Here is a 13,510-nt window from a genome sequence, read left to right as displayed (position 1 = left end):
ATGTGCACGGCATGTCATCTCTTTGTGTCATCAACAGATGGACCGCTACGCACTATTTGGCAAGCATTCAGCGCGCTTTGTCCATTCAAGGACATTGCAGATAGCCGGTTTGATGTCTATTTTGCCAATTTGTTGATAAAATCTCAGAACAATTGGCCAAGTGCGTTTTGCACTGGCCAGAATGACAGGAACGGAACCAGGACCATGACGGCGCTTGCCAGTATCGAAAGCCAGGATATCGCAGCACTGATGCGCGATATGGGAATCAAGGCCCGCAAGGCGGCACTCGAACTCGCACAGGTCCCGGCCGAGCCAAAGGAAGCTGCCCTTAAGGCCGCAGCCGCCAAACTGCGCGAAAACGCAGATACCATCCTTGCCGCCAACGCAAAGGACATGGAAGCCGGTCGCGCCAAGGGCCTGACGGCAGCCTTGCTGGACCGTCTGGCACTGGATTCTGATCGCATCGAAGGTATTGCCAAGGGTATTGAGGCCGTTGCCGAGCTGCCCGATCCTGTCGGTCGTGAGCTGGCGCGTTGGAGCCCGGAACATAACGGCCTTGATATCGCGCGCGTATCCGTCCCGCTTGGCGTGATTGGCATCATTTATGAAAGCCGCCCGAACGTGACGGCCGATGCCGGTGCGATGTGCATCAAATCGGGTAATGCCGCCATCCTCCGTGGTGGGTCTGAAAGCTTCCACTCATCGCGTGCGATCTTTGACTGCATGGTGGCTGGCATCCGGGAAGCAGGCCTTCCCGAAAATGCCCTTCAGATGATCCCGGTAACGGATCGTGCCGCAGTTGGCGAGATGCTGAAACTGTCGGATTACATCGATGTCATCGTCCCGCGCGGAGGTAAGTCGCTGATTGCGCGCATCACGGATGAGAGCCGTATTCCGCTGTTCAAGCATCTGGAAGGGCTTTGCCACACCTATGTCCATGCCAGTGCCGATCCGCAAAAGGCGGTCGACATTGTCGTCAATGCCAAGATGCGCCGCGTCGGGATTTGTGGCGCGACGGAAACCATCCTGATCGATAGTTCGGTCGCAGGCCGTCTGTTGCCCCGCATTTCCGAGGCACTGGTTGCCAAGGGATGCGAACTTCGCGGGGATGAAACCGCGCAGGCGATTGATGGCCGCATCAAACCGGCCACGGCCGACGATTGGGTCACCGAATATCTTGATGCGATTGTGTCGATCAAGGTTGTGTCGGGCGTGCAAGAGGCGGTTGATCACATCAACACGTTTGGATCGCACCATACCGATGCCATCGTTGCCGAAAACGCCACCGCATCGGCCACCTTCCTCAATGGGGTGGATTCCGGGATCGTCATCGTTAACGCATCGACCCAGTTTGCAGATGGTGGCGAATTTGGCATGGGGGCCGAGATCGGCATTTCGACCGGCAAGCTGCATGCACGTGGCCCGGTCGGAGTCGAACAGCTGACCAGCTATAAATACATTGTTCGTGGTAACGGTCAGACCCGTCCATGACGTCATCTGCCCCCAGATCACATGCGGCCCCACCACGGGTCGGCCTGTTGGGCGGGTCGTTCAATCCCGCCCATGAAGGTCACCTTCATATATCGCTCGAAGCGTTGAAACGCCTACAGCTTGATGCGGTCTGGTGGCTGGTGTCGCCGCAAAACCCGCTTAAGTCATCGACCGGCATGGCGGACCTTGCCGACCGCTTTGATTCGGCACTGATGATGGCAAAGCATCCCCGCATTGTTGTTTCTGCAATTGAAACCGAGCTTGGAACCCGCTATACGGCCGACACTCTTGCAGCCTTGCAACGCCGTTTTACCCGAACAAAGTTCGTTTGGCTGATGGGAGCAGACAACCTGGCCCAGTTCCATAAATGGAAATGGTGGGAAAGGTTGATTTTACGTGCTCCCATTGCGGTTCTCGACCGTGAAGGGTATTCTAACAAGGCATTGTCCGGGACCGCCGCGCGCCGTATGGAACGCTGGCGCATTCCCATGGACAGGGCGGGTTTGCTGGCCGATCTGGATGTTCCGGCCTGGGTATACCTGCCAATCAAGCGCCATCCGGCCTCTTCGACCGCAATTCGCGCCGAAGGCAGATGGCAGGTGTAAGCATCGCAGCGATGTATTTGGCCGGTAAAGTCCGGCCTTCGCGCGAAACATTAAGGTGGCGACCATAGGTACCGCAAAACAGACTCTGACCTCCGGCGAAATGCTTTCGCTGATCCAGAGAACGCTCGAAGATGACAAGGCCGAAGACCTTGTTACCATTGATCTGACCGATAAAACCTCCCTTGCCGATCACATGATCATCGCAACCGGCTCGTCATCGCGCCGGGTCGCATCCATGGCTGAACACCTTGTCGAAGCCATCAAGGATGCCGGTCAGGGCCGTGCATTGGCCGAAGGCAAGGAACAGGGTGACTGGGTTCTGGTCGATACGGGCGATGTCATCGTTCATCTTTTCCGTCCGGAAGTTCGTGCCTTTTACAACATCGAAGAGATGTGGGGCGTTGAAAACCCGGCTCTGAAACAGCAGGCAGCGCGGCTGTACTAACAGCCCGCGCTGTTTGGCGCCTGCCCAAGGCGGGTAACGGCGCCAAACAGGTATCTTGCGTAACGGTCTGGATCGACGACATGCAAATCACCCTTGCTGCGGTGGGACGGATGAAAGCCGGCCCCGAGAAAGATCTTTTTGACCATTACGCTGCCCGACTGCGCTGGCCCTTCGTGCTGCGCGAAGTCGAAGAAAAAAAGAAACTCCCCCCCAATCAGCTTAAAGACCGCGAAGCGGATCTCCTGCTTGGCGTCATTCCGGAAAATGCCTTCCTGATCGCGCTCGATGAGCGCGGCAAGGAATATGGATCGATCGAGTTTTCGCAAAAGCTTGAAGGCTGGATGGATCAATATGCCGGCAATATCGCCTTTGCCATTGGCGGGGCGGACGGGCATGGCGCAGCCCTGAAATCACGGGCCAATACGCTTTGGTCGCTGGGCAAGGCCACATGGCCCCATATGCTGGTCCGCGCCCTAATTGCCGAACAGCTGTTTCGCGCCCACGCCATTCAGACCAACCATCCCTATCACCGCGAGTAATACCGCATCGCGGCATAAAGATAGGGACAGACCCTACCTGCAGTGCAAGGCACCCTATACCGTTGCTCAGCTTATGCCCGAGAAAATAAAGATATTTTCTCGTTTTAGCCCATGCTGCCTTGCAACATACAAACAGCGTCGCTAACATTCCCCACAAGAAAAAAATATTCCCAAAATCAAAAAATGACTCTTGGGTAATGGTAAGGCGTTGAATATGGAACAAACTGTTTTGGCTACGCAGGACGGCGAAACTGCGCGCAAGGTCGCCCAAACCAATGCTGGCATCGAAGACCTGATGCGCGGGATCTCCACCGCACTGGATTACATCCAGCATCTTCTGGAATTTGCCAATACGGCGGGCGAAACCCAAGACAGCCTGATGCGCGAAATCGACGTGCGGTCAAACAATCTGCGTGCCGGTCTGGATGATACCGGGCGTGAGATCGAAAACAGCACATCTGTTGCCCATGATGTTCAGGAAGCCACCCGCGCCACGGTGGCCGCAAAGACCGACGCCATCCGAACCGACCTTGAACGCATCAGCGCCGAACTGGAAACCAAGGCCGAAGGTGCGAACAAGGTCCTGAGCGCGATTGAGGATATCGGCAAGGGAATCAAGCTTTTGGCCCTTAACGCCGCGATCGAGGCCGCGCGTGCCGGTGATCATGGCCGTGGATTTGCCGTTGTTGCCAAGGAAGTCGGCAACCTTGCGCAAAGCACCATGCAGCGCACCCACGAGGCGGTCGATCTGATTGATCTTTCGGATGTCACCAAGGCGCTGCGCGAAAGCATGGCCAGTATCGGTAATGACCTTGATAGCCTTGGCAATGAAATCGAAGGGTCGCTTACCACCCTTCAGGAACGCTTTGCCAACATGTCAGAACGGCTATCTGATATTTCCGAGCACAATCAGGTGGTGTTTGAATTGCTGGCGGGCAGCAAGGATGCATCGGCCCGCACACGCGGCAAGGTCACCTGGGCCCATAATGACACCAAGGCGCTGAGCACAAGCCTTTCGGATGCGGCACTGGCGCAAGACAACCTTGCACAGTTTTTGAAGTCCCATCACCTGCATGATGATCCGACATATGACCGACTGGCCGATATCAAGGCGCGCGGCAAAATCCGCATTGCCATTGAACCGGCCTTTGTCGGGCTGTCATTCCGCCTGAAGCCAAATGATCCGCTGCGTGGCCTTGATGCCGATTACGCAAGGGCACTTGCCAAGTGGCTGGGCGTTGAATGTGAATTTGTTGAACATCCCTGGGATCTTCTGACAGAGCTTCTTTTTGTGGGCGCAAAGCCCGGCGCACCGACCGCCGATGTGGTCTGGAGCGCCCTGCCCCCCAGCGACTTTTACAAGGGTGTCGCTTATTCTGATACCTACACGTATCTCAACTTCGCGCTTTGTCGGCGGGCCGGAAATACGGCGACCAATCGCCTTTCTGATCTTGATGGCAAGGTGTTGGGCATCATCAACGATCCGGTGGCGTTTCAGGTTCTTGAAGAACAGGGGCTGCGCTGGGCGGATAATGAAAGCAAGCCGGGCGGCATCGCCAAGCTTTCCAACCTGATTGCCTACAGCGACCAGACACGCCTGCATGATGCCTTGGCCGACGGGGCTGTTGATGCCTTTGCGGTTGATCAGCCGATCTTCCACTGGGCGGCAAATAACCCGGAAAGCCCATGGCATGGCCGTATTGAAGTCCTGCCGGGTAATATCCTGCCATTGCCTTATTACTATACTGCCGCCGTGGCCGCCGAACCGGCATCCTGGAAATTGCTGTGTGCGATCAACGCATTCATTGCCGAATTCCGTGGCACGTCTGCGCGCGCCGACATCGAAAAACTGTGGCAGGGCCAGGCGCTTGAACATCACCTGACCTACAAGGACGAGGCCGGAAACCTGATCGGGGCCGATGAATTGGCAACCCTGTATCACGCTCATTGCCGCAAGTTCGGCATTGCTGAGCACTAGGCATTGCAACGCAACACAAAATTCTGGTGTGCCTGTGCAAGGCGCCCTGCAAGATTTGAAAAGCATTGCAACTTCAAGGCATCACAGCACCTGTTATCAACTTTCATAATATGCTGCCTTGCAACATTTTCCACCCGACGATAGATTTTCCTTGTAAGAAATAAAAATTCACAAAATTCAGTGGCAGTGGTGAGGCTTTGAAAAATGGAAGAAACCATCTTGGCGCCGCGTGCGGACCTGGTCGATCAGGACGAGCCGCAACAATCATCAGACATTCAGCCCATGCAGGCGGATACCCCACCACCACAAGCCGACCAACTTGACGGGCTGATGCGCGGTATTTCCACGGCCCTTGATTACATTGAAAATCTTCTGAAATTCGCCAATACGGCGGGTGAAACCCAAGACAGCCTGATGCGCGAGATCGATGTGCGATCCAACAATCTGCGCACCGGCCTTGACCAAACGCGCCGCGAAATCGAAGAAAGCACCCATACCGCCAACGACGTACAGGAAAGCACGCGTGCAACGGTCTCGTCGAAAACCGATGCCATTCGTGGCGATCTTGAAAAGATCAGTCAGGATCTGGAAACCAAGGCCGAAGGTGCGGCAAAGGTTCTGAGTGCAATTGAAGATATCGGCAAGGGGATCAAGTTGCTCGCCCTTAACGCCACGATCGAGGCCGCCCGCGCCGGTGACCATGGCCGCGGCTTTGCCGTGGTGGCCAAGGAAGTTGGTAATCTGGCGCAAAGCACCATGCAGCGCACGAACGAGGCCGTAGATCTGATTGATCTGTCCGATGTCACCAAATCCTTGCGCGAAAGCATGGGCAATATCGGCAATGACCTTGATAGCCTAGGCGGTGAAATCGAAGAGGCGCTGGGCGGGCTCAAGGATCGCTTTGCCCAGATGTCGGGACGCCTTGAACATATCAGCGGCCATAACCAGGTCGTGTTTGAACTGCTCGATGCCAGCAAAGACTCATCGGCCCGCACACGCAGCAAAGTAAGCTGGGCATCCGGCGAAATCGCCAAACTTTCAAACTGCACCACCGATACAGCAAACGTATCGACCAAGCTTTCGCAGTTTCTGGCCGCCAGTTACATTCCCGAAGATCCGGCCTATGACCGCCTTGCCGACATCAAGGCGCGCGGTAAAATCCGTATCGCCATTGACCCGGCACTGGTCGGGGCATCGTTCCGCCCGCAAAAAGGTGGCCCGCTGCATGGCATTGATATCGACTATGCCGAGGCCTTTGCCAAATCCATCGGCGTTGAGTGCGAGTTCATTGAACATCCGTGGGATCTTTTGACCGAGCTTCTGTTTGTTGGCAAAAAGGCCGGACAACCGCCCGCCGATGTTGTCTGGTGCGCCTTGCCACCAAGTGATTTCTATAAGGGTGTCGCGTTTTCAGATACCTACACCTATCTGAACTTTTCGCTGATCCGCCGTCCGGACAACACATCAATCAATACGATTGCCGATCTTGACGGCAAGGTACTGGGCACGGTTAATGACCCCGCTGCCCTTGCCGTACTGGAAGATGTCGGTCTTCGCTGGGCGGATAATGAAAACAAGCCCGGCGGCATTGCCAAGCTTTCGAACATGATCGCCTATGGCGATATTTCGCGCGTGCATGACGCTGTTGCAGACGGGGCGATTGATGCCTTTGCCGGCGACCATCCGGTGTTTTACTGGGCGTCGAAAAACCCGCAAAGCCCTTGGCATGGCCGTCTGGAAGTCCTGCCCAAACCGATCCTGCCGCACCCGTTCTTCTATGTTGCAGCGGTCGCAGCCGAACCGGCGTCCTATCCGTTGCTTTGTGCGATCAACGACTTCATTGCCGATTTCCGCAAGACGCCCAAACGGGCCGAGATCGAAAAGCTCTGGCAGGGTCAGCCGATTGAACATCATCTGACCTACAAGGACGAAGCCGGTAATCTGATCGGGGCCGATGAACTTGCCAGCAGCTACCACGCCCATTGCCGTAAATACGGGCTTAATTCCGATTGACGGATTGCTTAAAACGGCTGGCGCGATGATGGTCCGGGCACTATCATCGCGTCATGGCAGCAAACAAGAAATCCCTTCGACAACAACGCATTCTTGGCGAACTGGACCTCGAACCGTCATTGCGGATCGCGGATCTGGCCGAACGTTTGAATGTCTCGAATGAAACCATTCGACGCGACTTTGACGAATTGACGTCGCAAGGGCTGATTAATCGCACCTATGGCGGTGCTGTCCGCCGTCAGGCCAGCGAGCCGGGCCTGAATGAACGCCATCAGCTTCACATTGCCGAACGCGAAAGCATCGCCAAACAATCCGTGCCGGTTCTGGCCGGCGCGCGCCATATCATGATCGGATCCGGGGCCACGACGGTTCATGTCGCCAAACGATTGGCGGTAACCATGACGGATCTCACCGTCATCACCCATTCGTTTGGCGTTGCCACCGTGCTTGCCATCAACCCGACAATCCGGGTGATCATGGCGCCCGGCCTTTATCACGCACAGGAAGGTGCGATGCATGGCGCGCAGACCGTGCGTTTTCTTGAAAACTATCGGGTGGAATGGGCCATATTGGGTGCCAGTGGCCTTGACGGTGACGGGGCAAGTGATGCCCTGATCGAGGCGGCGGATGTCTATTCCGTCATGATGGAACGCGCGACGCGGAGCATGATCGTTGCCGATCACACCAAGTTCAATCAGGCCTTCCCGGCGCGCTATTGCGACTGGACGTCGGTCGATGTTCTGGTCACTGATGAGAGCCCGATGGGGGTTCTTGATGAAACCATCCGTGCCGGTGGCTGTATGATCAAGGCCGCGACGCGTAACTGATCCCGAAATCGCAGTCCAGGCGCTTAGCGACAGGCGCGCAGCGACTTCGCCAGTGCCTCGATAAAGAAATCGACCTCGGACGATTTCAGGCAAAGCGGCGGGCGGATTTTCAATGTCTGGCCGAATTTCCCGGCCGCCCCGATCAGAACCCGGTTCTCGCGCATGGCATTGATGATGTCACTGACCAGTTGCCCGCTAGGGTTGGCAGGATCACCATCGGGGGACAGATCTACACCGATGAACAAGCCGGCACCACGCACATCCGTGATCCGGTCATCAATATCGGCCAGATGTAGCAAACCTTCGCGCAATGACTTGCCACAAAGGGCGGCGTTGGCCTGCAACTCTTCATCACGAATGACATTCAAAACGGCCAATCCCGTTGCCGAGGCCACCGGGCTTGCGGCAAAGGTGTTGAAATAACCGACATCATCGCAAAACGCGCTGAGCAATTCCGGGCGTACCGCAATGCCCGCCATCGGGAAACCATTGCCCATCGGTTTGCCCATGCTGACGATATCGGGTTCGACATCATGGCGGGCAAAACCCCAAAAGGCATCACCGGTGCGCGCAAAGCCCGGCTGCACTTCATCAGCGATAAACAGCCCGCCAGCACGATGGACAACCGCCACCGCCAACCGCAAAAACCCGCGCGGATTGGAAAACACGCCGTCGCTTGAAAAAATGCTGTCCGCAATCAGGGCCGCGACCCCGTAACCGCGATCCTGCAAAACAAGGGCTGCCTTGTTGACCTCGTCGGCAAAACCGGCGGCAACATCATCGCCATAAATCAACTTGCTTGGGGCCGGAACGGCAATGACATGATCGGGCAGATTGCCGCGTTTGAGTGCTGATGGTGAAATGTCTGTCACAGCACGCGTATTGCCGTGATAGGCGGACTCGGTCACGATAAAGCCGCTGGCACCTGTTGCCCGCTCGGCAATGCGCAGCGCAAGATCATTGGCTTCACTGCCGCTGCAGGTCAGAACGATATTTTCAAGGTAATCGGGGAATGTCGCCTTGAGCCGATCAAGATATTCCTCGGTCGTCTGATGCAGATAACGACTGTTGATATTAAGCTTCGCGGCCTGATCAGCCATGGCCGAGACCACGCGCGGATGGCAATGCCCGACCGAGGGCACATTGTTATAAAAATCAAGATAGCTCGTTCCGTCCGCCGCCGTCATCCAGCAGCCAGAACCCGACACCATTTCAATCGGATCACGGTAAAACAGCACCGATGCCGCCCCAAAGTTCCGGGTCCGCCGCGACAAAAGATCATCGCCGGCTGGGGGTCGGCCAAAGGAGGTTTTGCCGTCATAGGCGTTCATATCAAGGATGGGGCGCACAGGCTTCATTTCGCGCCCTCGGCTGTCAGATAATCCTGCGCCATTTGCAGGGTGCCTGCGGTAAAGCCCGTGCCCATTTCCTGCGCGGTCGGTGTTTCCGGGTGGCTCGCAATCCATGCTGTCAAAAGCAGGCGACGCAGCATCACAAAGCTATCAAGCATCGCCGCATCGCTGACCGAAAACGGCGCGACAGTTCGGTACCCTTCAATCCAGGCTTCCTTGAGTGCCGGGACAATCGGATCAAGCTCGATAAAGCTGATGGCGGCGGCAAAGTCATAGCCAAACCAGCCAAAGCCACAATCATCGAAATCGATCACCCCCAACCGGTCACCATCGACCAGAAGATTTGCCAAACGCAGATCCGCATGGATCAGGCCATAGCAATCATTGCCCATGCCAAAGGCTGCCAGCTTCTGATCAAGATGCACACAAAGCCGTTCCAGCAAGGCCAAACCATTGGCATCAAGCCCGGGGGCCGCGCGCCAGTCGCCCCAATGCGGGTTGGCCCCCAGGGTGGTATCAAACGTCCAGCTTTTGCGCACGAAATTGACCGAACGCGTCCATTGCCGGGCATGTCCATGCAGACGCGCACTGATCGCCCCAAGTTTGAAGAACCCATCGACCAATGCCTCGTCGGCAGAGGGTTCCTCGCCGCTCATGAAATCGAAGGCGACCACATGACGACTAACCCCGCCGTGATCAAATTCGGCGACCAATGATCCGTCACTGCGCAGGCGCGGCTTGGGGGTATCGACGATATCACTAGCCCGCAGGGCATTGATCCAGGCCAGTTCGGATTCAATTTCCGCCCGCGTGTGATAGTCCGGCCGATGCACCCGCAAGATCAGCTTCGCACCACTGTCGGGATCAGTTGCCAGAAAGGTCGCATTTTCCGAAACGGTCAGAAGCGACACATCGTTGTCTTCGCCCATGCCCCAACCCGGCAGGACCGAAACCGCGCCCTCTTTCAGGACATCAATCATGTTGTCATCGTAAATGCCGCCCAACCGATGCCTCCTGTCGCTTTCTCATGACCGCCCGAAACGGGTATTAGCGCCGTTTCCGGGCGGCCTCGGTGCCATTTTGTGAATAATGCGGCACAAAATGTGTAACTTGCAACATTTTTTGTTGCATCACGGAATATTTCGACCAATCATCAAGAAAACATAACGCAGCGCACAATCAGGGAACCGGCAATCCGCAGCGCAGAATAAAGCTGGTGCAGGCGCATTACCCCATGACTTCACGAAAGGATCAACCATGCTGACTTCGATTTCAGGCAAAAGCGTCATCGTCACCGGTGGCTCCAAGGGCATTGGCAAGGGCATCGCCAAGGTATTTGCTAGCAAGGGGGCAAAGGTCATGATCGCGGCCCGCACCGAAAAGGACGCGGCAACCACCGTCGATGAAATCGAGGCTACCGGCGGCACCGCCGACATGTTCCTGTGTGATGTTTCGGATTTTGATCAGGTCTCTGCACTGGCGGAATACACGGCCAAAACCTTTGGCGGGATTGATATCCTTTGTGCCAATGCCGGTATCTTTCCGCAGATCAAGATGATCGATATGACGGCTGATGACTGGGATCAGGTGATGTCAACCAACCTTAAAAGCAGCTTCCTGTGCGTAAAGGCCTGCATCTCCAATTTCGAAAAATCCGGCAAGGGGCGCGTGGTGATTACATCCTCGATTACCGGGCCGGTGACGGGCTATCCGGGCTGGTCACATTACGGCGCTTCAAAGGCCGGCCAGCTTGGCTTTATCAAAACCGCAGCCATGGAACTGTCGCGCTATAACACGACCATCAATGCCGTCATGCCCGGCAATATCATGACAGAGGGCCTGGCCGATCTTGGTGAGGATTATCTGAGCTCGATGGCGAACTCGATCCCGCTGAAACGTCTGGGCAGTGTCGAGGATATCGCCAATGCCGCCCTGTTCTTTGCATCCGATGAAGCGGCCTATATCACCGGCCAGCAGATCGTGGTCGATGGCGGTCAGATCCTGCCGGAATCGCTTGAGGCACTTGAAGAGATCTGAGCCCTCACCCCGCGCAAAACGGCATAGAACGACAAAGCCCGCATCCGGTTCACCAGATGCGGGCTTTGGTTTTTTTTCGGGTTTAGGCCAAACCGTACTGGCTGCGCACGACACCGGAATTGTAGCGCTCGGACGCCAGAAGACGGGGTTTGATCCCCCCGGCATCGCGCCCGAACAATGAAATGCCGGACCCCAGCACTTCCGGGATCGTAAAGATATCAAGCTGATCGGCAAACCCGCCAAACAGGAACTGTGTCACCACACTGCCCCCGCCGACGACCCAGATGTCACCATCCGCCGACCGCCGGTCGCGCAATTGATCGACCAGTTCGATGATACTCCCGCCATAGGCCTCGGTATTGGCAGGCCGATCTTTGGGCAGATCGCGGGAAGTCAAAACGATTGTGCGGCGGGCCTCATAGGGCCAGTCGCCAAATTCCATCACCTGATCAAAGGTGTTTCGCCCGATGATCAGCGTACCGACGGAGTCCAGAAAGTCGTCAAAGCCGAACTCGGCCGGGTCATATTCCCCCAACCAGTCCACCGCACCATTAGCACGCGCAATGAAGCCATCCAGACTGACCGCGATGTAAATGCGGAACAGTTTTTTGCTCATGTCTATGTCCAACCGATATTGGGGTCTTTGCCCCTATTTTTAGTCGGCAAATCATAGCAAAACACCAACCGCAAGTCGCAAGAAACAAAAGCAGAAAACCGTCTAATTTACATTGCAGATGCCAGAAAGCCCGGTTTTCTGCCCTATTCTTAAGAGTTGGGATCAGCACTCCACCACGTTGACATTGACCGCAAGACCGCCCTGGCTGGTTTCCTTGTACTTGCTTTGCATGTCGAGTCCCGTCTGGCGCATGGTCTCGATCACCTTATCAAGCGAAACGGTATGCTGGCCGTCACCGCGCAATGCCAGACGTGCAGCATTGATCGCCTTGACCGCACCCATGGTGTTGCGTTCGATGCAGGGCACCTGCACCAGACCGCCAATCGGATCGCAGGTCAGGCCAAGGTTATGTTCCATACCGATCTCGGCGGCGTTTTCGACCTGTTCGGGCGTTCCGCCCAGCACGGCACACAGCGCGCCAGCCGCCATTGAACAGGCAACCCCGACCTCGCCCTGACAGCCAACTTCGGCCGCCGAGATTGAGGCGCGCTTTTTATAGATCGACCCGATGGCCGCCGCAGTTAAAAGGAATTCACGAATTTTGTGCTGATTGGCGTTGGCACCGAACTTTTCGTAATAACGCAGAACGGCGGGAATAACGCCTGCGGCCCCGTTGGTCGGTGCGGTCACAACCCGACCGCCTGCGGCATTTTCTTCGTTCACGGCAAGGGCATAAAGATTGACCCAGTCAATCACCGTCAGCGGATCACGCAGGCCAGCTTCGGGCTTTTCGGTCAGTTCCTTGTAAAGGTTCGATGCCCGACGTTTGACATTCAGGCCACCGGGCAAGATACCGTCAGTGCGGATGCCACGGTCAATGCAGCTCATCATCGCGTCATGAACGCGATCAACAAAGGCGATGGTTTCATCGGAGCTGCGCCAGCTTTGTTCATTCTCCATCATGATTTCCGCGATGGAGCGCCCTTCGCGCTTGCAGATTTCCATCAGTTCGTCGGCGGACGAAAACGGAAATGGCAAGGTGATGTTATCGCCGGAATATTCCGCACCGTGATCGTCACTGGATACGATAAAGCCACCCCCGACCGAGAAATATTCCTGGGTATGGATTTTCACGCCATCGCGGTCAAAGGCGGTAATGCGCATGCCATTGGGATGCTGCGGCAGGGTTTCGGTGAAATGAAACACCAGATTGGTATCGCGGTTAAAGGCAACCGGATACTGCCCGTAAAGCTGCAACTGGCTGGTTTCATCAATCGCCTTCACAGTCGGCACAATATCATCAGGATCGATATTGCGCGGGCGCTTTCCATTCAGGCCCATGATCACCGCGGTATCGGTTGCGTGCCCCTTGCCGGTCAGGGCAAGCGATCCATAAAGATCAACCACGACACTGCCGGACTTTTGTAAAAGATTGCGCGCCTCAAGCTCAAGGCAGAAACGATATCCCGCGCGCATCGGGCCAACCGTATGCGAACTCGAAGGACCGATACCGATTGTGTAAAGGTCAACAACCGACAGGTTGACGTCATGTTGGGATTTCTTTTGCGATCCCGAAGAGGGATCGGTCGCGGGATTTGTCATCAAGG

General features: G+C 56.0%; 12 protein-coding genes. 8 read left to right on the top strand and 4 right to left on the bottom strand.

The genetic code is table 11. The features are described from left to right. The first annotated feature begins 204 nt into the window (after positions 1-204). The 7 genes from IT893_RS01760 (at position 205) to IT893_RS01730 (ending at position 7,898) form a co-directional block, all read left to right on the top strand. Positions 205-1,491, top strand: coding sequence for a glutamate-5-semialdehyde dehydrogenase (locus tag IT893_RS01760; RefSeq protein WP_197146623.1), 1,287 nt, complete (start codon positions 205-207; stop codon positions 1,489-1,491). Next, entirely contained in the window at positions 1,488-2,096 is a 609-nt protein-coding gene (locus tag IT893_RS01755; protein WP_040823073.1) for a nicotinate-nucleotide adenylyltransferase, read from the top strand. Before IT893_RS01760 ends, IT893_RS01755 begins: the two co-directional genes overlap by 4 nt. A 55-nt stretch (positions 2,097-2,151) precedes the next feature. Beyond that, complete coding sequence (gene rsfS, locus IT893_RS01750) at positions 2,152-2,541, top strand: ribosome silencing factor (RefSeq protein ID WP_051007601.1); 390 nt, start codon at positions 2,152-2,154, stop codon at positions 2,539-2,541. Positions 2,542-2,621: 80 nt separating this feature from the next. Beyond that, positions 2,622-3,080, top strand: a complete 459-nt coding sequence (gene rlmH, locus IT893_RS01745; protein ID WP_120225710.1) for a 23S rRNA (pseudouridine(1915)-N(3))-methyltransferase RlmH — start codon at positions 2,622-2,624, stop codon at positions 3,078-3,080. Positions 3,081-3,294: 214 nt separating this feature from the next. Then, positions 3,295-5,058 (top strand): methyl-accepting chemotaxis protein, encoded by a 1,764-nt coding sequence (locus tag IT893_RS01740; RefSeq protein ID WP_197146622.1) that lies wholly within the window; start codon positions 3,295-3,297, stop codon positions 5,056-5,058. Between the two features lie 204 nt (positions 5,059-5,262). Beyond that, positions 5,263-7,071, top strand: coding sequence for a methyl-accepting chemotaxis protein (locus IT893_RS01735; protein ID WP_197146621.1), 1,809 nt, complete (start codon positions 5,263-5,265; stop codon positions 7,069-7,071). 53 nt (positions 7,072-7,124) lie between these two features. Next, positions 7,125-7,898, top strand: coding sequence for a DeoR/GlpR family DNA-binding transcription regulator (locus tag IT893_RS01730; protein ID WP_064781160.1), 774 nt, complete (start codon positions 7,125-7,127; stop codon positions 7,896-7,898). A gap of 23 nt (positions 7,899-7,921) precedes the next feature. On the opposite strand, the gene IT893_RS01725 is transcribed toward IT893_RS01730, so the two are convergent. Both IT893_RS01725 and IT893_RS01720 read right to left on the bottom strand, forming a co-directional pair. Then, a complete protein-coding gene (locus IT893_RS01725) occupies positions 7,922-9,256 on the bottom strand; it encodes an aspartate aminotransferase family protein (protein WP_197146620.1) in 1,335 nt (444 codons plus the stop codon). After that, positions 9,253-10,254, bottom strand: coding sequence for a phosphotransferase enzyme family protein (locus IT893_RS01720; RefSeq protein ID WP_197146619.1), 1,002 nt, complete (start codon positions 10,252-10,254; stop codon positions 9,253-9,255). The genes IT893_RS01725 and IT893_RS01720 overlap by 4 nt, the downstream gene beginning before the upstream one ends. Positions 10,255-10,507: 253 nt before the next feature. Between IT893_RS01720 and fabG the strand changes: the two genes are divergently transcribed. Next, positions 10,508-11,287: a 3-oxoacyl-ACP reductase FabG gene (gene fabG, locus IT893_RS01715; RefSeq protein ID WP_197146618.1), complete on the top strand. Its 780-nt coding sequence runs from the start codon at positions 10,508-10,510 to the stop codon at positions 11,285-11,287. Positions 11,288-11,369: 82 nt separating this feature from the next. Here the strand turns inward: fabG and IT893_RS01710 are convergent, their stop codons facing one another. Continuing rightward, entirely contained in the window at positions 11,370-11,903 is a 534-nt protein-coding gene (locus IT893_RS01710; protein WP_120225715.1) for a dihydrofolate reductase family protein, read from the bottom strand. A 162-nt stretch (positions 11,904-12,065) separates the two neighbouring features. After that, positions 12,066-13,505, bottom strand: a complete 1,440-nt coding sequence (locus IT893_RS01705) for an L-serine ammonia-lyase (RefSeq protein ID WP_252724044.1) — start codon at positions 13,503-13,505, stop codon at positions 12,066-12,068. Positions 13,506-13,510: the final 5 nt, after the last annotated feature.

Source organism: Thalassospira sp. A40-3 (genome assembly GCF_015871485.1).
Classification (GTDB): domain Bacteria; phylum Pseudomonadota; class Alphaproteobacteria; order Rhodospirillales; family Thalassospiraceae; genus Thalassospira; species Thalassospira tepidiphila.
This window is presented reverse-complemented; position numbering and strand designations above follow the sequence as displayed.

Excerpts from the sequence above, each read along its gene's own strand:
- IT893_RS01755 (WP_040823073.1), top strand. The coding sequence starts at position 1,488 with ATGACGTCATCTGCCCCCAGATCACATGCGGCCCCACCACGGGTCGGC.
- IT893_RS01725 (WP_197146620.1), bottom strand. The coding sequence starts at position 9,256 with ATGAAGCCTGTGCGCCCCATCCTTGATATGAACGCCTATGACGGCAAA.
- IT893_RS01730 (WP_064781160.1), top strand. The coding sequence starts at position 7,125 with ATGGCAGCAAACAAGAAATCCCTTCGACAACAACGCATTCTTGGCGAA.
- IT893_RS01760 (WP_197146623.1), top strand. The coding sequence starts at position 205 with ATGACGGCGCTTGCCAGTATCGAAAGCCAGGATATCGCAGCACTGATG.
- IT893_RS01740 (WP_197146622.1), top strand. The coding sequence starts at position 3,295 with ATGGAACAAACTGTTTTGGCTACGCAGGACGGCGAAACTGCGCGCAAG.
- rlmH (WP_120225710.1), top strand. The coding sequence starts at position 2,622 with ATGCAAATCACCCTTGCTGCGGTGGGACGGATGAAAGCCGGCCCCGAG.
- IT893_RS01705 (WP_252724044.1), bottom strand. The coding sequence starts at position 13,505 with ATGACAAATCCCGCGACCGATCCCTCTTCGGGATCGCAAAAGAAATCC.
- IT893_RS01710 (WP_120225715.1), bottom strand. The coding sequence starts at position 11,903 with ATGAGCAAAAAACTGTTCCGCATTTACATCGCGGTCAGTCTGGATGGC.
- IT893_RS01735 (WP_197146621.1), top strand. The coding sequence starts at position 5,263 with ATGGAAGAAACCATCTTGGCGCCGCGTGCGGACCTGGTCGATCAGGAC.
- fabG (WP_197146618.1), top strand. The coding sequence starts at position 10,508 with ATGCTGACTTCGATTTCAGGCAAAAGCGTCATCGTCACCGGTGGCTCC.